Source organism: Leptolyngbya sp. CCNP1308 (assembly GCF_034932455.1).
Taxonomy (GTDB): domain Bacteria; phylum Cyanobacteriota; class Cyanobacteriia; order Phormidesmidales; family Phormidesmidaceae; genus Nodosilinea.
The window spans coordinates 23,862-41,473 of the sequence record NZ_JAYGIH010000110.1 but is presented as its reverse complement, the minus strand read 5'-3'; the positions used below and the strand labels follow the sequence as shown (position 1 = coordinate 41,473).

Below are 17,612 nucleotides of genomic sequence, written 5' to 3'. Positions count from 1 at the left end.
TCTCGAAGGCTTGAAAACAATTCTGGAATGACGTTGAGGGTAAAGTCATGGTTAAACATAGAAACGCTAGGCTGCGACTGTTTGGGCTGCTGTGGTTGGCAGGTATGGCTGGGGTAATGTCCCTGGCGTTGCTGCCGTTGCCCTTGCTCCCAGAGGGTGCCCCACCTGCCGCCGTGGTCAGACTACTGGTGCTGGTGCAGCCCACGATTTTGCTGTCGGTGGCGGTGCTGATAGGCGTGCTCTTGGCCCACCGGCTAGGGCTAATGGCACCGGGGGCAGAGGCGCTGGCTATGGGGCGATCGTGGCGGCAGGCTATGATTCCTCAACTGCTGCCCGGTGTGGTGGGTGGGTTGATTAGCGGCGCACTACTGAGCGCGATCGCCCTGCTGTCTCGCCCGCTGCTGCCCCCAGCCTATGGAGCGGCTGAGCCCACCCCGCTGCTAGCGCGATTTCTCTACGGCGGTATCACCGAAGAAATTTTGATCCGCTGGGGACTGATGACGCTGCTGCTCTGGCTGGGTTGGCGCTTTGGGCAGCAGCGCCAGGGTAAACCCCAGACCCAATGGGTGGTAGTCGCCATTGCCGTCTCCTCCCTAGGGTTTGCTATGGCCCACTTGCCCGCTGCGATCGCCCTAGGACTGCCGTTAACCCCAGCCCTAGTGGGGTTCTTGCTGATCCAAAATTCTTTGTTTGCAGTAGTTGCGGGGTATTTATTCTGGCGCTACGGGCTAGAGACTGCCATGATCGCCCACCTGACAGTTCATGCCGTGCTGGCCCTCGTCGGCTGAGGCATTGGTTGTGTGTACCACAACAGCCAGTGGGCGCTGGGTAGTCGCCACAGGCATGCTGCCGCATGGGCTGGACGGCAAGGAGTTCACCATCATGTCTCAACTTTCTTCTAACAATCCACGAAATCGTGACCGACTCACGCACGACTCAAGACCAACAGCTTCCATTAGGAGGAGAATTATGCGCGTTCCCAAGACCTACGTCAGGCGCTTATTAACAGGCACAGCGGTGATGTTGCTTGTCCTCGCTGGGGCACCTGCCGCATTGACACAGTCAGAGGCGACCGCGACTGCTGCGGTTGCCACCGCCGACAAAGCGGTCACGCACGCCGAGAACAACCGCGTTCCCCAAGGCGCGGCCTGGACACAGCACTACTTTCCGTCCTCGGACGGCTCCGACGTTGAACTGCACGCCGACGTTCTGTTGCCCGAAGGGCTGGCCGCAGGCGAGCAGGTGCCGGTGATCCTGTCGGTCGGAGCGTACTTCGGGCACTCCGGCCAACAGGCACTGGAAAACCACGCGCACACCGGCCCCTCGAACCGCTTCAACGACCTGATCGAAGGCACCGATCTATTCAACCGCGGCTATGCCCTGGTGATGGTCGACCTGCGCGGCTTCGGCGGCTCCACCGGATGTCTAGACTTCATGGGTCCCGGTGAGCAGGCCGACGTGAAGGCCGCGATCGACTGGGCCGCGAGCCAGCCCTGGTCTACTGGTGCCGTTGGCATGTATGGCAAGTCCTATGATGCCATCACCGGTTTAGTTGGCAACAACCTCGACCAGGACGCGCTCAAAGCCGTCGTCGCCCAGGAGCCGATCTGGGATCTGCACCGCAGCGCCTGGTCGAATGGCGTCCCCCGCTCGACCATCGTGGATGTGTCGCGCACCTATAACGAGATTGCTATCTTGCCGCAGCTGCCCGACGATGACGAGCGCTACCGGACCAATGCCGCCTACGAGCAGATGAACCCGCTGTGCTTGCCGTTGAACTCGCTCGGCTACCAGGACGCTGACCCAAACTCGGAGTTCTGGCAGTTCCGTAACCTAGCCGAGCGCGCCAAGGGCACCGACACTCCGCTATTGTTCACGCAGGGTTTCCTTGAGTGGAAGGCCGAAGCCGAGGCGGTGGAGGAGTTTCTCGCCAATCACCAGGGGCCGCAGCGCGGCTGGCTCGGTCCTTGGGAGCATTACCGGGGCAACGATCGCACTGCCGATGGGAAACTGGAAATGGGCCGCGAGGGCTGGTTCGACGAGGTGATGTCCTTCTATGACCAGCACCTCAAGGGCATCGAACCGACCGTGTCCTACCCAGCCTACGTCGTGCAGGACAGTACCGGTGCCTGGCGCGCCCAGGATACCTGGCCCATCGTGGAGTACGCCGCCACCATCGCGCTCGGCGGCGGATCGTACCTGGACGACGGCCTCCTCGCCGACCCTGCAACCGAGGCTCCCAACCGCTTCTTCGTCTGGTCTGAGCCCCTTGGGCAGCCGGTTCGGATCACTGGCACGCCGCAAGTATCCCTGAGTGTCGAGGGCTACGGCAACATCATGGTTGAGCTGTACGACGTCGCCCCAGACGGCAGCGCCGTCATGTTCAACCGGCAGGTAGCGGTGGTGAAACCCGGCACGATCAGCTTCGACCTCAGATCAACCGATTGGACGCTGCAGGCTGGTCACGCGTTGGCCGTCGAGATTGGCACCATTCAGCCCTCTCTGGCCCCCGACAATGACTGGATTGATACACCGTCGCTTGAAACAATCACCGTCAGCGACGCCCGGCTCGAGCTTGCCCTGGACGACCCAGCCAACGACACTGTCATCCCTGGCGATCGCGCGCCGTGGCTGGACATCTACCGGCAGGCGTATGCGGAGCAGTTGTCTCCCAGTACCCCGAGCTTCACGCTGCCAACGGAAGACCGCTGACCCACATCCTCTGTTGGGGCTTGCTGTATGCACGCGGAGGATAACGATGCAGTGGTCAGGCTATGTCTCCACTACATGCCCAACCACGCCCCAATTTGGACACAGATGGAGTCGCGGCGCTTGGACTGCCAACGATGCAGATTGAAATCTGCGTGACTGCCATTGTCCCATGAGTTTTGCATCAACAACAACGCTGCTCTACGCGGCGGTTCTCACTCTTAAACATCACTACATCCATCACCAAACATAGGAGCTAAAAACATGTCACGCAAAGCGATCGCCACAAAGCACCCTATTCATGAAGCAAGACACATCCGCTTGCTTCGCAAACCCCTCCAGATCATTCGCGCCAATGTTCGCGCCTACCTCATCATCAACGCCATAGTGTATGGCTTAGTCATCACTGGGATGGTAGCGGCGATGGTCTTCCCCGACCTAGGTGCAGCTCAGGTGGCCACCCTGGAAGACAACGGAACGGCAGATCTTGTCCGATCCCTATTCAATAACCCTTGGCTGTTCTCACTGACTATCCTGGGAGTCAACATCATGACCGGCGCGCTGTGGATCGTGATCCCTTCACTGATCGTTCCCTTCACTGGCATCGCCCTATTTGCGTATAAAGCATTCACGTTAGGTCTAGCCATGGCCCCGTCTACCGAGATTATGGCGGTGGCACTGATCCCGCACTCGCTGACGGTACTCATCGAACTCCAAGCTTACGCCCTCTTGATGTTTGGCGCATACATCCTGGGTCGGTCTTGGGTTCGCCCCGCCACCATCGGTGCTCGGAGCCATCGTCAGGGTTACGTCCGTGGGCTACAACAGCTCGGTTGGCTGAGCCTGGCCACGCTCCCACTGTTTATCATCGGCGCGATCTGGGAGGCGTTCTCGCTCCGCTACCTGGTTCCTCTGCTAACCCAATGGTTGTTGTAGCGCTAAACAAACCAAATCATGATGGTTTCTTAAATCGATTGGCAGCTCTGTAATTTTAGAATGGTGAATCAAATGATTAAGTACAAAGATTTTGCGCCTCGAATTACTGAACGGGGACCCTTCGGCGGACCTTCCGAGTATGAATCTTTCTCAGAGGTTGTTAGTACTGCAAATCAGTGGATTGAAAATACAACAATACAGGTGATCAATGTTGAAACTGTTGTTTTACCCGATCGGATTGAAGGCACAGGCGATGGTGAACACGGCGTGAAGACCAGTAATGCTTTCTACCCAGTGATGATCAGTCAGGGTCTTGCAATCAATTACTTTCAATGTGTGCGTGTTTGGTACCGAGAATAAGCTTCACCGGAGAAGAAATAATGCAACGATCTACCTTGTTCACTTTCCTGTATCTTGCGCTGGGAGTTTGCCTAACGGCGATCGCGTTTGGATACCCAAACCTGCCTTCAGGTCTTCAAACCAGCTTGTTGATCAGTGCAGGAGTGTCCTACATCGCTTGTATTTTCAATCCATTTTGGCGGGAGAGGACAATCCGCTTCTATCGCCGCCGCCGCAATTCATCGGTCATCCTATCCTCGTTAGTGATTGGACTCACTATTATTGGGATAATTTGGGAGGTTCTGAGTCAGAACTGGGCAATGGAAGCTTTTTTAGGAGCGTTTTCGCAGCTAATCATTGTTTTAGGATTTGCTGAAAACATTGTTATTATAAGGCAAGTGAATTCTGAAAATTAGAAACTGTTTGCAAACGCTTGTTAAGTGGTTTCTACCTTCCACCTTCGCTTGTTTTTGGCGATTCTTCGTAGCATCAATCACATAAATCATGCCTTCATGATTCTCTGGCAATCGCTCATAGTCTCGATTCAATATTCGTGCATTTTCTAGCCAAGTCCATGTCTGCTCCACCATCCATCTTTATGGTTCTACCTGAACCTCAGGACATTATTTCAGGGGAGCTATTTGCTGCGACGAGCCAACAATATTCTCGACTCAACTTCAAAGGAGCGAACATAGCACATCCAATCAGCAAACTTGGCTCCTGTTCGTTAATTTTTGCTCCGAGGGGAACTGCATCCATATTTAAATCCAACAGTACAAAGAGTGAAATCAACCATGTTCGAGCGATTCTCTAAAGTTTCTATCCTGTTAGTCACAGTTACAGCATTGGTGATGGTTTGTTTACAATCTTTTGGGGCAAAGCCTGCCCTATCTGAGATACCAAATTTAGGCTCCTCAATTCAGTCAACGCTGGTTGCAACAGCCGCTCTTCCCCCTAATCTTGTCCCGGCTGTTTTAGGCGGTAGACCCGTTTATGTACTGTATGTGACCAGAGCTGAAGATACGGTTCTCATCCGTTGTTATCCCGGTTATGAACCTACGATCACCGTTCGAGCGATGGGAAGTAATCCCAATGCCAACACTCAAAAAGAAGGTGTTATGACGTGCCGCCCTTCTGCTTAGAACTGATGCGGCAAATTTGCTCTGGTATCGCTACAGGCACATGGACAGAAGCTGCTTAAGATCGCAGCCAATATGGTGAGCACTGCCCACAAAACTTTAAAGCTTAACTACAACACACTCATCAGGAAGTTTCCAATGAACCGGAAGATTTTAATCACTGGCGCAACTGGCAGTAACGGTACAGAGATTGTCAAGCGACTCGCAGCACAGAACGTGCCAGTCCGCGCCATGGTTCGTAACTATGATCAAGCAAAGAAGATTGCACTCCCGAATGTTGAAGTGGTGGAGGGGAACTTTGATCACCCTGAGACACTGTTGGAAGCGCTGACTGAAGTGGACCGCGCCTTTCTCTTAACAAACTCTACAGAACGCGCAGAAGCCCAGCAACTCGCGTTTGTTGAAGCGGCTCGTCAGAGTGGTGTCAAGCATATCGTCAAACTATCGCAATTTGCAGCCGATGCCCATTCACCCGTGCGCTTTTTGCGCTACCACGCCGTAGTCGAAGCGGCAATTCAAGCCTCAGGAATGACGTACACGTTTCTGCGTCCCAACCTCTTTATGCAGGGCTTATTAAGCTTTAAATCGACAATCACGAGCCAAAACGCCTTTTATGCAGCGATCGGCGATGCAAAGGTCAGCGTGGTAGACGTGCGTGATATTGCAGACGTTGCAGTAGTTGCTCTAACAGAAACAGGGCATGAGGGAAAGATTTATAACCTCACCGGACCACAGGCATTGACTCATGCTGAGATGGCAGAACAACTCTCGGCTGCACTCAATCGTCAGATTGCATTCGTCGATATTCCATCTGAAGCAATGCGCGATCAACTACTCAACATGCCAGCTTGGCAAGCAGACGGGCTGATTGAGGATTACGCGCACTACCGACGCAATGAGGCAGCAGCGGTTTCGTCTGATATACAGGACGCAATTGGTAAAGAGCCGCGCAGTTTTAAGACATTCGCCTGTGACTACGCAGCAATGTTTGGCTAGACGCAGCCCAATCAGCCTAGGCCAAATAGTACAGATATAGAGTTGAAGTGCAACTCTAGAGTGAGCATTATGATGCAGAATGAAACACAACAGTTGGCGATCGCACCTCGTCTGTGGCTCTGGTGGGCATTGGCTACTACAATTGCGGGGGCGATCGTTGGAGCACTAGAAGCATCAGGATTTCAGTTTATAGCAACCATATTTTTTACAGGTCTGTTTATTGGCATAGCCCAATGGCTCGTTTTGCGCCAGTACATTCCTAAAGCCTTTTGGTGGATAGTGGTTAGCACACTGGGATGGACTTTTGGGCTAGTGCTGGTGACTCTTAACGAAACCTTTGATCCGCTTATTCAATTCCTAAGTACGCTTGGCCTATGGTATGTTTTTTGGATGAATTTGGTCAAGCAGTCGATTGTACTGGCTATTTTTGGTGCGGCTCAATTTCCGATTTTGAGACGATTTGTCCGTAAAGCGCATTGGTGGATTTTGGTCAGCGCTTTAGGAGGTGCATTAGATGGAGCAATCGGCTCAACTGTCGCCTACATTTTGCAGCCGGGGCTACTACCAGCACCGCTCCCGACAGCATTTTACTATGGGGCAGGTTGGCTAAGCTACAGCATCGTTACCGGAATTTGCCTGCAATGGCTGCTGCGCCATCAACCCCGGTAGGGCCAAGTATTTCATCGGGTATGCACAGGAGAGATTCAGATGTCAGAGAACAATAAAGCTATCCCCGGATAAGCGCAAGAAAATTGTACCTAAGGTGTGCATTAGCTTTCAGGCGATGCGGACGTGGCTAGAAGCCTCATTTACAAGTACAAGCTGATAAAATTGATAGGTAGAGGTATATAGACGGGAATAATTTTGCTGAATTATCGGCTCCTGACTGAGTTGAAACAGTCTGTCTAAGGAGAGAAGTATTGATCGCTGGCTTATGATCTAACACTTTTGTTGTTATCTTGGCTTCCTGACTGACAAGCGCTTTTCCGTATCATGGTTGACTCGGAAAAACTTTAACTTTTGTAACTGCAAGAAATCGGTGAGAGCAAGCTCTATGGCCAGCAACCAGCTCAACTCGCTCGAACTCAGCCACCAGTGGAACAAAACGCTGATGTTCTCCAGTCGTCAAATGGACTGGAATGGCATTTTGGTAGAGCAGTGTCAAAGCCCTGCTTCAGCGTTTGAAATGGAACTCCCTGCTTTATCCGATCACTGGCTCTACTTTCACACGGGAGATCCTGCCCCTTTAGTTCAAAAACGCGACGATCGCCTGCATGAATCAACCCTCCACCAGGGGGACAGCCTTTTGGTTCCAGCTGGACAACCGAGCTATTGGTGTCAAGCACCAGATATGAGTGATGTCATTTGTGCGCCGCTGCACATTTGCTTAAAACCGGAATTGATTCAACAAGTTGCTGAAGTCTCTCAAGTTGATTCAAAACGGTTTGAACTCGTGCCCTGTTTTGGTCAGCAAGATTTGCAACTTCATCAGATTGGCATGCTAATGTTCGCTGAGTTGAAATCGGGCGGGATGATGGGGCAGTTATATATCGAATCACTCACTCAGGCTTTAGTGATTCATTTACTACGACGCTATTCGACCCTAGCGAAACCGATTGCATCACCGAATAACCGCTTAACTCATACCCAGTTACAGCAGGCAATCGATTACATCCACGCTCATTTAAATCGAGATTTATCCTTAACTGAACTGGCAAGCGTCGTTAATGTCAGCCCGACTTACTTTGCCAGCTTGTTTAAGAAAGTAATAGGGATCTCGCCGCATCAGTATGTGATTAAACAGCGAGTGGAACGGGCAGAAGTAATGTTGAAGGGAACAGATTTGGCGATCGCCGACATCGCTCTACAAGTCGGCTTCTCCAGTCAAAGCCATCTGACACAACAGTTTAAGCGACTCACCGGAGTAACACCGAAACAGGTTCGCTAACACCTTAAGAATCTGACAATTCACCCTAAGAATCTGAAAGAAACCGAGCATTAGAACTCACTATACTTCGGTTAAATCAGATAAGAACATTTTGCGATGTTCATTAGGAGGTCAATATGCCTTATGTGACTGTTGGTCAAGAAAACTCTGCAACCATTGATATCTATTACGAAGATCTTGGGGCTGGTCAGCCCATTGTTCTCATTCATGGATTTCCCCTCAACGGCCATTCCTGGGAAAAGCAGGTCTTGGTGCTGCTAAATGCGGGGTATCGAGTGATTACCTACGATCGCCGAGGATTTGGTGCGTCTAGCCAACCCTCGTTGGGCTATGACTACGATACCTTTTCAGCCGATTTGAACACGCTGATGACCAAACTTGACTTGCATGATGCTGTGCTGGTCGGCTTCTCTATGGGAACCGGCGAAGTCACGCGCTATCTTAGCAACTATGGCTCAAAGCGGGTGCAAAAAGCCGTGCTGATGGCTCCAGTGCCGCCCTTCCTGCTGAAGACCGCTGATAATCCCGAAGGCGTTGACCAGAGCGTTTTTGATGGCATTATGAAAGCGATCGTTAAAGACCGTCCCGCTTACTTTTCTGATTTTTTCAGAGAATTTTTTAATGTGGATGTGCTGCTGGGCGAACGCATCAGCAACTATGCCATTCAAGCCTGCTGGAATGTAGCAGCTGGGGCTTCTGCTAAAGGAACGTTGGATTGTGTCCCGTCCTGGCTCACCGATTTCCGCGATGATCTGCCCCGGATTGATATACCTACTCTAATCATTCATGGCGATGCCGATCGCATTTTGCCGCTTGAATCTACCGCCGCCAGACTCCCAAAACTGATTAAAAATAGTCAGCTTGAAATTATCCCTGGCGGGCCGCACGCCATCAACTGGACTCACGCTGATCAGGTCAATCCCATATTGCTGAACTTTCTTCAGCAGAAATAGTCAGTGGTCTGCCGCATTTCTGAATCGCTATAAATTGGCGATCACAAGGTATGCGAAGGGTGGCCTGTGATCGCCAATTTTGAACGTCGAAGTTCAGTTGGAAGAAAATCAAAAAAGAGAATTGTACGATGAAAATACGCTATGGGTTTCGACAGGTCGGTGATGTCGAAGTGTTTTACCGCGAGGCGGGGGCAAGCGACGCGCCCGTGATACTGCTGTTGCACGGCTTTCCAACCGCTAGCCACATGTTCCGCAACCTGATCCCTCTCCTTGCCGATCGCTTTCGGCTCGTTGCGCCAGATCTGCCTGGTTTCGGACAGACCAAGGTACCGCCACGTGGGGCCTTCGACTACAGCTTTGACCGCCTTGCCGACGTGATTGAGGGCTTCGTCAATGCTTTGTCGCTCGATCGATACGTGCTCTACATTTTCGACTACGGTGCGCCAGTGGGTCTGCGTCTGGCAATACGCCATCCTGAAAGGATATCCGCAATCGTCTCGCAGAACGGCAATGCCTATCTTGAAGGTTTTAGTGATGAATGGGGTTCGTGGGAGACCTATTGGCGCGAACCGAGCGCAGCAAACCGGGAAGCCTGCCGACCCTCGCTCGCGCCGGACACAATCCGGAATTGGCAGTATGGGACCGGAGCCGATCCAACCCTGTTGTCACCCGACGGCTACGAACTCGACATCGCATACATGGGGCGAGAAGGCGCGGAGGAGATCCAGCTCGATCTGATCCTCGATTACCGCAGCAACGTCACGCTCTATCCAGCCTTCCAGTCCTATTTTCGTGAGCACCGTCCGCCGTTTCTCGCCGTCTGGGGTCGTCATGATCCGGCATTTCTGCCCGCTGGTGCTGCTGCTTATCAACGCGATCTCCCGGATTCAGAGATTCATCTGCTCGATGCCGGACATTTCGCGCTGGAGACCCATGCGGAAGAGGTGGCAGCGTTGATCCGCACGTTCCTCGACAACGCGATCGGTTCCACGCTGCGTCTTGAAGGTGATTGCACAAGAATCTGACAATTCACCCTAAGAATCTGAAAGAAGCCGAGCATTAGGAGTCATTACACCCAAATCATGAAAATAGCAGGGTGGATGCTTGCCCCATCTTGAAGTCTGCTTCACGCAGCATTGTTAAGACGGTGCTCGATCGCTGCATAACAAGTGTGATGCAACAGACAAAAACACATCATCAATACACTTCAAATTGATGAGTTGAAATTTCGTTGAATCGGAGCAAACACATGAATTTGAGTCATCTTCATGCTTTTACAGATGCAATGCAGCGCAAAGACCTGGATGCCATGCTCACTCACATGGCTGACGATGTGATCCTTAAGACTCTGCTCGTCGCCGAGCCGTTCAAAGGGAAAGCAGCAAGAGAAAATGCACCTCAATGATGAGACTAAGGAGAACCCAATGCAGTCAACACCGGATCAAGAGCAACAGACGGCTACTCAAGTATTGACCGCTCTTTTATCGGTTGTGGGCAAGGATGTTCAAGCTTGGCTAGACCTGTTTGTCGAAAATGCAGTGATTGAATTCCCGTATGCTTCCACGACACCAGGACGACTAGAAGGCAAAGAAGCCCTCTACAACTACATGAAAGACGTACCAGCACAAATGCAAAACTTGGTGTTTAGCAACATTCAGGTTTACCCAACATCAAACCCGAATGTTGTATTGGCTGAGGTTCATGGAGAAGCCGACATTGTTTCCACGGGTCGTCACTATCAACAAGATTACGTGATGCGACTGGAAATTAGGGAAGGCAGGATCATTCACTATCGCGAATATTGGAATCCAATGCCCGCGCTTGAGGCATGGGGTAGCACAGAAAATTTGAGCCAATCTTTTAATGTCGATCGTACGGAGTAAAGATATGAAGATTGTGATTGCTGCCGCTTCCGGCAACATTGGACGACGCACCGCAGAGAAAGTCATCCAGGCTGGAGCTGAAACCATTCTGCTCACACGACAGCCAGAGAAGTTAGCCGATTTGATCGTTCAAGGTGCGATCGCTAAGCCTATCAGCAGCGATGATACCCAAGGATTGATCGAGGCGACGCAGAATGCAGATGCTTTGTTTTGGCTGACTCCACCCAAAATGGACGCAATTAGCTTAGGCGACTGGTACATTCAGACGGCAATGAGCGGGGCTAAAGCCGTGCGCGAAAACCGCATTGAACGAGTGGTCAACATTTCTAGCCTAGGTGCAGGTGCAGGACCAGATTTAGGAACAGTTACATTCATTGGAAGCGTTGAATCGATCTTCAACCAAGCTTGCTCAAATGTGCTGCACCTACGTCCTGGCTATTTCATGGAGAATTTTCTAGAGCAAGTCCAGTTTATTCAGCGAGACCACACTGTTTACTTTCCCTATGCCAGTGACCATGATATTCCTTGGATTAGTACAGACGACATCGGGGATGAAGCTGCAAAATATTTGCTTGACACGCACTGGGCAGGACAATGGACACACAATTTGATGGGACCAGAAAATTTAACGCTGTCTGAAATCATTGCGGTTCTCTCACGGGTACTTGATCGTCCAATCAAGTATGTTCAAGTAACCATTGAATCAATTCAGCAGCAACTTGCATTAACTGGGGCAGCTCCTGATGTACAACGAGAGCTAGGAAATTTGTTCAATGCTCTTGGCAATCCTGACGGCATCTATGCGACAGTCCGAACACCTGAAGCTGCTACATCAACCACATTCGAGCAGTTTGCAACACATAAGCTACTCTCGCACATTCTACAATCTTCAAGACAGTGAGGAGTTACATCTCAGAGGGAGAACATCTCAATATTGGTGCGATTATTTTCCCAGGTCTCGATCAGACGGACTTTACCGCGCCGTTTGAAGTCCTTTCGCGGCTCCCGAATTCTACTTTCCATATTCTTTGGACTGAACGGTGTTCCTTCGGCGAAACTTCCGAGTATGAATCAGGGCAAACTCATTATGAAGGCTTCAGAAGAGTAGGAACCAAGAAAATTATAAGAATCTGAAAGAATTTAAGCATTGGCATCAATACAGTTGGGATAGAACGAATTAGGAGAATCTAACATGGTCAAAGAGCAAATCGCAGACAAACAAGCAAATGTACAGGCAACCCCCAATCTGACACCTGCTCAGGAAGCCTTTCAAGCACTCTGGGATGAGCATCTGCGGCTTGAGTTTGACACTCACAACACCGAAGACACTCTCGCCACAATGGTTGAGGATGCTTATGTGAATGGCATTCCGGTCATGACTGGGGGAGTAGGGAAATCGGCACTGCGTGAGTTTTATTCCAAGTACTTCATTCCACAGATACCGCCGGACATAGAGTTGGTTCCGGTCTCGCGCACAATCGGGACCAATCAGCTCGTCGATGAAATGCTAATTAAGTTCACTCATTCTATCCAGATGGACTGGATACTACCTGGCATTGCTCCGACAGGGAAACGGGTTGAAGTAGCACTAGTCGTGATTGTTCAGTTCCGTGATGGCAAACTAGCCCATGAACACCTCTATTGGGATCAGGCGAGTGTATTGGTTCAACTTGGCATGCTTGATCCGGCTACACTGCCCGTTGTAGGGGCTGACAGTGCGCGCAAGGTACTGGATCCGAGCTTGCCCTCAAACGCACTGATCGATCGTGCCAGCGATCGCAACTAAAGGTTAGAACAAGCTTTTCATCAATGCTTAGACCTGCGATTAACCTGAGTTCGGGATAAACCCAGGACTGCAATCGTTAGAAACCGTCTCCTGGCTTGCTCTGGAGCCCTCACCCTAAATCCCGGCGTTGCTGATTCCAGGTATGAACCGATCTCTGTAGGTATTGGAACCTCGTCCAATTTTTTGCAGAATCATACCGCTATTCAGCAACGCCTAAATCCCTCCCCGTGGGAGAGGGACTTTGAACCCCTCTAGCTCCCCTCTCCTGCTGGGAGAGGGGTTGGGGGTGAGGGCTTAAGGGGATAGGGCCACTGAGCTTAACCCGAACTGAGGTTGCGATTAGGTCTAAATGTTTCTCAGCGATTGACTGGAATGACATTGAAACAGGTTTACGATCTCGTTCGGGGCGGCGGGTACAAAATATGACGCATTCAATATCACAGCGCAAGAATGATTCTGAGCATGAAATTGCATCTCGGACTGATTCTCTCAGTGACTCTAAAGTTAATGATGCCTTGATTGCGATCGCGCAAGAAGTCGCTGAGTTACTGAAAAAATCCTATCTAGCACAAACTGATGAAATCGACAGCATAGAGTTAATAGTCGGGAGCAATTTTGCTGAATGATGATCAGCGGCTGAGGTGGAAAAGGCTGTCTAAGGAGAGGTAATTTTTTAGGGGTTGATGAAAGAGTAAGGGTTTTAAGCGAATACCACCGAAATAGGTTCGTTAGCCCCATAAAAATCTGATAAATCACTGTAAAAATCTGAAAGAAGCTGAGTGTTAAAACCTACTACACTCAAGTTAGCTAAGACAAGGAAAATCTAGAAGTTAGTCACCATGTCTGAAGTGCCTTCTAACTTTCCGCAGCAGTCGGACAAGACCCTCGTCGCGTCTTCATTCCGAGACGCCCCAGCGTCAAACCTAAGGATTTAGAAATCCCTATCGACAATTGTACTGAACGGAGAAACACCATGAATAAGCCCGAGTTTTTTGTCACCCCCGGCTATGGGGAATACATGCTGAATAACTTGCATTACTCGCAAGCGCTAAAAATTGGCGATCGCGTGGAGACATCAGGACAAGGCGGCTGGGATGACAATCTGCAAATTCCCGAACCACTGGCGGATGAGATTGCCCAGGCGTTTCGGAACGTAGAGCGAACCCTGGCGGTTGCCGGGGCGGGTTGGGAGCATGTTGTCCATGTCAATTCTTACCATGCTGGCGGGTTGCCCCCAGAGGTGAACGAGGTGATGGTCAGGCTATATCGCCATTACATGCCCAACCATGCCCCAATTTGGACACAGGTAGGAGTTGCGGCTCTTGGATTGCCAACGATGCGGATTGAAATCCGCGTGACTGCAATTGTTCCGTGAGTTTTGCATAGGCGGCAGCAGTGTCGTTAGCGCTGCCGCCCATGCGTAGAACAAAAACTTTTATCGCAGCAAGACGGCATTATGAATCATCGTTTCCTTTTCCTTGTTTCTTTGGTCATAGGTAGTGCAGGGATACTGCTTACTTCACCGATCTCAGCAGCGCTAAGTAATAGACTACATACTCCGCAGATTGCGCAGCGACCGAAGATAAGTAGTTCGACCACCGTAGATGATAGGTCTTTGGGCAGTGTAGACAGGCAAGAGCGACCGGATTGGGCCAGTTTCTTCAACAGCGCTGAGGCTCAAGGAACTATCGTGGTATTAGATCAGCGCGGAGATGCTCATCAGTTGTGGGTCTACGACCAGGAACGTGCTGACAGAGCTTATTCCCCAGCATCAACATTTAAGATTCCGCACTCTCTCTTTGCGCTCGATGCAGGCGTTATTCGGGATGAATTTCAAGTTTTCGAGTGGGATGGAGTGGAGAGGGACTTCGCTCCACACAATCAGGATCAAACGTTGCGCTCAGCTATGCGAAACTCAGCCGTTTGGGTTTACGAAATTTTTGCTGACGAAATCGGAGAAGCGAAAGCAAGAGAGTATCTGACGCAAATTGATTACGGAAACGCAGACCCAAGCACTAGCGAAGGTGCTTATTGGATTAATGGAGCGCTAGCAATCTCGGCACAAGAGCAAGTTTATTTTCTGCAAAAGCTGTACCAGAACGAACTACCTTTTAGGGTTGAGCACCAACGATTAGTCAAGGATATTATGATCGTTGAAGCAGAGCAGGACTGGATTCTACGGGCTAAAACTGGCTGGGAAGGGCGCTGGGGCTGGTGGGTAGGGTGGGTCGAGTGGCCAACAGGCCCTGTGTTCTTCGCTCTCAATATCGATACGCCAAACCGATTGGACGACCTCTATAAAAGAGAGGAAATTACACGCGCTATCTTGCAATCCATTGATGCATTGCCTGCGGAAGAAAATCCTAAATAGCGTTAGCTTATCAGTACATCTTTACCCAATGTGATCTAAGTCACTTTCTGCTGGCATAGCTGATGAACTATACACAAGGAGTTTTTTATCAATGATGGGGGGTGCCGCTCACGACTAAAGATTGATTAGCAGATATACCTGCTAATACTCCATCAGCAGCAGATAAGGTCGCGTTTGCAAAGGGACGAGCAATATCACCAGCCGCAAAGACACCTGGTGTAGTTGTTTCCTTCAAATCACTGGTCTTTATCATCGGGCCAAATGCCCCGTCCTCTAGCTCACAGCCAAGTTGTGAAACCAATGGGCTAGCAATGGAAGATCGGGTAATGACAAATAAAACTTTAATAAGTATGGTGCGCTGGTCTTTGAGTTTAATACCACTGAGACTTTCTCCCTCACCAACTAAAGATTCAATCGGCGTGTCTTCTACAGTGATTCCACCATTTGAAGTCAGGTCAGCCCGAACGTCATCACTGAGTTGATCAGAACCATTTGCGAAGAGAACAACGTTATCACTCCAATCCAGCATTAGCTTGACCTGATGCAGTGAAGCCTCTCCTGTACAAAGCACACCCCAGGTTCCACCAGCAAGTTCGTAACCATGACAGTACGGACACGAATTCACTGTTCTTCCCCATCGCTCAGCTAATCCTGGGATTTCTGGCAAATGATCGATAACTCCCATTGCTAAGACAATCCGCTTGCTTTGATAGGTTGTACCTGACTCTAGCTCCACAGAGAAGAAACCTGTTTGATGACGTTCTGCGCGGATTGCTTTACCTTCAACAAAATGGGCAGTCGGATACTTGAGCAATTGCTCGCGGCCAATTTGTGCAATTTGTGCAGGCGATCGCCCATCATGTCCTAGAAAACCGTGGGACGCTTCAGCAAAGCGATTTCTAGGCTTACCCGCGTCAATTACTAATACTTGACGACGGGTACGAGCAATCTGGAGTGCTGCGGATAGCCCAGCAAAGTTACCTCCAATCACAATTACATCAAACTGTCTTTGTTCACTTTTCTGAACGCTTGGCTCAATAGATGAGCTATCAGCTTGTAAGTCGTTATTCATGATAAGTTCAAGTCCTTTCTGGGAAGTGATCATGATTGTTGAAGCGGCACCTGACAGCATCAAAAAGGTACGACGAGCCAGTGCCCAACTCATGACTATGATTGATAAGAAACTACGATCTAAAGCTAACCTAGTTTGGTGAAAATATTGATTCTCGTTTGGCTAAAATATTGATACCTCATGAGTATCAATACGATGGACATAAAAGACCTCCGCTGTTTTATCGTGCTGGCTGAAGAGTTGAACTTCCGACGGGCAGCAGAGAAGTTACATATGTCACAGCCGCCCTTAACACGATTAATTGGGCGATTAGAACGAGAACTAGGCATTACCTTGTTTGAGCGCACGACTCGCAGGGTAGAGTTGACTGAGGCAGGTCAGAGTCTTTTGAGGGAAGCGAGAGGATTAATACTCTGTGCAGATGAAACAGCAAGACGAATTCGTCATGCAACATCAGAAGCCTCAAACCGTTTGAGAGTAGGTTATGTGCCTTTAGCTCTTTACACAGTGCTGCCGCAGTTCCTTGACCAATGCCGCAAAGACTTTCCAGAACTTGAGTTAGATTTGCGTGAACGCACGACTGATATGCAATTGAGCGAGTTGTGCAGTGCAGAGATCGATATCGGTTTTATCCACATGCCTATCTACTCAAATCTGCTGACTGTCAAGCCTGTGTATCGAGAACCAATGAAGTTAGCAGTTCCTAACAGTCATCCAATGGCTAATCACTCAGGAGCGAAGCTGACAGATTTTGCCAGTGATGTTCTTATCATGCATTCACGTGCTGAAAATCCAGCGATGTATGATGATATTTTGCGATGCTGCACAGTGGCAGGATTTTCACCGCGAATTTTGCAGAAGGCTGACGATCAAAGCTGTATGGCTCTGCTGATGGCAGGGCAAGGCGTTCACTTTATTGCTTCAGGTATGGAATGCCTTGAACCAAATGGTCTAAAGCATCTCGCAATTAGTGGCATTGCACCTACCTTGGAGCTTGCGATCGCTTGGCGACAAGAAGATCCTTCCTCTGCTACAAAATCATTAGTGAGTCAAATTCCAGGTGTTTGATGGAGATTAGTAATGTTGCTACTGATGCACCGTTAGCTCAGCAGCATAATCGGGATAGGGAGAATCCTCACGAATTCCCCCTCCCACACCACCCATCATGCGGCTCCGCAATGGGCGGTTCTCAACCTAACTGCTGACGAATTGGCAGGCTTCTCATCGTAGCCCTGGGCTTTCATCCAAAGGTCATGAATCGAGAGCAATCCCTGCTGTGCTAACCAATCATTGGTCATCCCCGTCTGCGTCGCTAACGTCCGCGACAACCGCCAGTAGCCCTTCCGACTTAAGCCAGTCGAGAAGGCATGTTGTCTCGGGGTTCCCAGTTTAAGCAGGTTGTACACCGCCGCCTGCTATATCAATCCTTTCATCGTCAACCCCCGGTCAATCGGGCGAAAGAGACCCAAGAGGGCGAGGC

Annotated in this window: 20 protein-coding genes; 19 read left to right on the top strand and 1 reads right to left on the bottom strand. The window is 50.3% G+C overall.

What is annotated here, in order from left to right:
* Positions 1–47 precede the first annotated feature (47 nt).
* The 18 genes from VB780_RS28615 (at position 48) to blaOXA (ending at position 15,060) form a co-directional block, all read left to right on the top strand.
* Positions 48–788 carry a CPBP family intramembrane glutamic endopeptidase gene (locus tag VB780_RS28615; protein ID WP_323354598.1) on the top strand — a complete coding sequence of 247 codons (741 nt, stop codon included), beginning with the start codon at positions 48–50 and terminating at the stop codon, positions 786–788.
* Between the two features lie 181 nt (positions 789–969).
* On the top strand, positions 970–2,712 hold the full coding sequence (locus VB780_RS28610; RefSeq protein WP_323354597.1) for a CocE/NonD family hydrolase: 1,743 nt from the start codon (positions 970–972) through the stop codon (positions 2,710–2,712).
* A gap of 261 nt (positions 2,713–2,973) precedes the next feature.
* Complete coding sequence (locus VB780_RS28605; RefSeq protein ID WP_323354596.1) at positions 2,974–3,645, top strand: stage II sporulation protein M; 672 nt, start codon at positions 2,974–2,976, stop codon at positions 3,643–3,645.
* A 72-nt stretch (positions 3,646–3,717) separates the two neighbouring features.
* Complete coding sequence (locus tag VB780_RS28600) at positions 3,718–4,005, top strand: hypothetical protein (RefSeq protein WP_323354595.1); 288 nt, start codon at positions 3,718–3,720, stop codon at positions 4,003–4,005.
* 20 nt (positions 4,006–4,025) lie between these two features.
* Positions 4,026–4,400, top strand: a complete 375-nt coding sequence (locus tag VB780_RS28595; RefSeq protein WP_323354594.1) for a hypothetical protein — start codon at positions 4,026–4,028, stop codon at positions 4,398–4,400.
* 378 nt (positions 4,401–4,778) lie between these two features.
* Complete coding sequence (locus tag VB780_RS28590; RefSeq protein WP_323354593.1) at positions 4,779–5,126, top strand: hypothetical protein; 348 nt, start codon at positions 4,779–4,781, stop codon at positions 5,124–5,126.
* A 135-nt stretch (positions 5,127–5,261) separates the two neighbouring features.
* Positions 5,262–6,119 (top strand): SDR family oxidoreductase, encoded by an 858-nt coding sequence (locus VB780_RS28585; protein ID WP_323354592.1) that lies wholly within the window; start codon positions 5,262–5,264, stop codon positions 6,117–6,119.
* A gap of 69 nt (positions 6,120–6,188) precedes the next feature.
* A complete protein-coding gene (locus VB780_RS28580) occupies positions 6,189–6,788 on the top strand; it encodes a hypothetical protein (protein WP_323354591.1) in 600 nt (199 codons plus the stop codon).
* Positions 6,789–7,173: 385 nt separating this feature from the next.
* A complete protein-coding gene (locus VB780_RS28575) occupies positions 7,174–8,067 on the top strand; it encodes an AraC family transcriptional regulator (protein WP_323354590.1) in 894 nt (297 codons plus the stop codon).
* 116 nt (positions 8,068–8,183) lie between these two features.
* Positions 8,184–9,020 (top strand): alpha/beta hydrolase, encoded by an 837-nt coding sequence (locus VB780_RS28570; RefSeq protein ID WP_323354589.1) that lies wholly within the window; start codon positions 8,184–8,186, stop codon positions 9,018–9,020.
* 128 nt (positions 9,021–9,148) lie between these two features.
* Positions 9,149–10,045 carry an alpha/beta hydrolase gene (locus tag VB780_RS28565; RefSeq protein ID WP_323354588.1) on the top strand — a complete coding sequence of 299 codons (897 nt, stop codon included), beginning with the start codon at positions 9,149–9,151 and terminating at the stop codon, positions 10,043–10,045.
* A gap of 224 nt (positions 10,046–10,269) precedes the next feature.
* Complete coding sequence (locus VB780_RS28560) at positions 10,270–10,425, top strand: nuclear transport factor 2 family protein (RefSeq protein WP_323354587.1); 156 nt, start codon at positions 10,270–10,272, stop codon at positions 10,423–10,425.
* Between the two features lie 19 nt (positions 10,426–10,444).
* Positions 10,445–10,903, top strand: coding sequence for a nuclear transport factor 2 family protein (locus VB780_RS28555; RefSeq protein ID WP_323354586.1), 459 nt, complete (start codon positions 10,445–10,447; stop codon positions 10,901–10,903).
* 4 nt (positions 10,904–10,907) lie between these two features.
* Positions 10,908–11,804, top strand: a complete 897-nt coding sequence (locus tag VB780_RS28550; protein WP_323354585.1) for an NmrA family NAD(P)-binding protein — start codon at positions 10,908–10,910, stop codon at positions 11,802–11,804.
* A 291-nt stretch (positions 11,805–12,095) separates the two neighbouring features.
* Positions 12,096–12,689, top strand: coding sequence for an ester cyclase (locus tag VB780_RS28545; protein WP_323354584.1), 594 nt, complete (start codon positions 12,096–12,098; stop codon positions 12,687–12,689).
* 422 nt (positions 12,690–13,111) lie between these two features.
* Positions 13,112–13,315 (top strand): hypothetical protein, encoded by a 204-nt coding sequence (locus VB780_RS28540; RefSeq protein WP_073608936.1) that lies wholly within the window; start codon positions 13,112–13,114, stop codon positions 13,313–13,315.
* Between the two features lie 347 nt (positions 13,316–13,662).
* A complete protein-coding gene (locus VB780_RS28535) occupies positions 13,663–14,064 on the top strand; it encodes a RidA family protein (protein ID WP_323354583.1) in 402 nt (133 codons plus the stop codon).
* An 81-nt stretch (positions 14,065–14,145) separates the two neighbouring features.
* Positions 14,146–15,060: a class D beta-lactamase gene (gene blaOXA / locus VB780_RS28530; protein ID WP_323354582.1), complete on the top strand. Its 915-nt coding sequence runs from the start codon at positions 14,146–14,148 to the stop codon at positions 15,058–15,060.
* Between the two features lie 88 nt (positions 15,061–15,148).
* On the opposite strand, the gene VB780_RS28525 is transcribed toward blaOXA, so the two are convergent.
* The gene (locus VB780_RS28525; RefSeq protein ID WP_323354581.1) at positions 15,149–16,225 is read right to left on the bottom strand and encodes an NAD(P)/FAD-dependent oxidoreductase; all 1,077 of its coding nucleotides are present in this window, start codon (positions 16,223–16,225) and stop codon (positions 15,149–15,151) included.
* A gap of 87 nt (positions 16,226–16,312) precedes the next feature.
* Between VB780_RS28525 and VB780_RS28520 the strand changes: the two genes are divergently transcribed.
* Positions 16,313–17,200 (top strand): LysR family transcriptional regulator, encoded by an 888-nt coding sequence (locus VB780_RS28520; protein WP_323354580.1) that lies wholly within the window; start codon positions 16,313–16,315, stop codon positions 17,198–17,200.
* Positions 17,201–17,612: the final 412 nt, after the last annotated feature.

Excerpts from the sequence above, each read along its gene's own strand:
- VB780_RS28615 (WP_323354598.1), top strand. The coding sequence starts at position 48 with ATGGTTAAACATAGAAACGCTAGGCTGCGACTGTTTGGGCTGCTGTGG.
- VB780_RS28610 (WP_323354597.1), top strand. The coding sequence starts at position 970 with ATGCGCGTTCCCAAGACCTACGTCAGGCGCTTATTAACAGGCACAGCG.
- VB780_RS28605 (WP_323354596.1), top strand. The coding sequence starts at position 2,974 with ATGTCACGCAAAGCGATCGCCACAAAGCACCCTATTCATGAAGCAAGA.
- VB780_RS28600 (WP_323354595.1), top strand. The coding sequence starts at position 3,718 with ATGATTAAGTACAAAGATTTTGCGCCTCGAATTACTGAACGGGGACCC.
- VB780_RS28595 (WP_323354594.1), top strand. The coding sequence starts at position 4,026 with ATGCAACGATCTACCTTGTTCACTTTCCTGTATCTTGCGCTGGGAGTT.
- VB780_RS28590 (WP_323354593.1), top strand. The coding sequence starts at position 4,779 with ATGTTCGAGCGATTCTCTAAAGTTTCTATCCTGTTAGTCACAGTTACA.
- VB780_RS28585 (WP_323354592.1), top strand. The coding sequence starts at position 5,262 with ATGAACCGGAAGATTTTAATCACTGGCGCAACTGGCAGTAACGGTACA.
- VB780_RS28580 (WP_323354591.1), top strand. The coding sequence starts at position 6,189 with ATGATGCAGAATGAAACACAACAGTTGGCGATCGCACCTCGTCTGTGG.
- VB780_RS28575 (WP_323354590.1), top strand. The coding sequence starts at position 7,174 with ATGGCCAGCAACCAGCTCAACTCGCTCGAACTCAGCCACCAGTGGAAC.
- VB780_RS28570 (WP_323354589.1), top strand. The coding sequence starts at position 8,184 with ATGCCTTATGTGACTGTTGGTCAAGAAAACTCTGCAACCATTGATATC.
- VB780_RS28565 (WP_323354588.1), top strand. The coding sequence starts at position 9,149 with ATGAAAATACGCTATGGGTTTCGACAGGTCGGTGATGTCGAAGTGTTT.
- VB780_RS28560 (WP_323354587.1), top strand. The coding sequence starts at position 10,270 with ATGAATTTGAGTCATCTTCATGCTTTTACAGATGCAATGCAGCGCAAA.
- VB780_RS28555 (WP_323354586.1), top strand. The coding sequence starts at position 10,445 with ATGCAGTCAACACCGGATCAAGAGCAACAGACGGCTACTCAAGTATTG.
- VB780_RS28550 (WP_323354585.1), top strand. The coding sequence starts at position 10,908 with ATGAAGATTGTGATTGCTGCCGCTTCCGGCAACATTGGACGACGCACC.
- VB780_RS28545 (WP_323354584.1), top strand. The coding sequence starts at position 12,096 with ATGGTCAAAGAGCAAATCGCAGACAAACAAGCAAATGTACAGGCAACC.
- VB780_RS28540 (WP_073608936.1), top strand. The coding sequence starts at position 13,112 with ATGACGCATTCAATATCACAGCGCAAGAATGATTCTGAGCATGAAATT.
- VB780_RS28535 (WP_323354583.1), top strand. The coding sequence starts at position 13,663 with ATGAATAAGCCCGAGTTTTTTGTCACCCCCGGCTATGGGGAATACATG.
- blaOXA (WP_323354582.1), top strand. The coding sequence starts at position 14,146 with ATGAATCATCGTTTCCTTTTCCTTGTTTCTTTGGTCATAGGTAGTGCA.
- VB780_RS28525 (WP_323354581.1), bottom strand. The coding sequence starts at position 16,225 with ATGAGTTGGGCACTGGCTCGTCGTACCTTTTTGATGCTGTCAGGTGCC.
- VB780_RS28520 (WP_323354580.1), top strand. The coding sequence starts at position 16,313 with ATGAGTATCAATACGATGGACATAAAAGACCTCCGCTGTTTTATCGTG.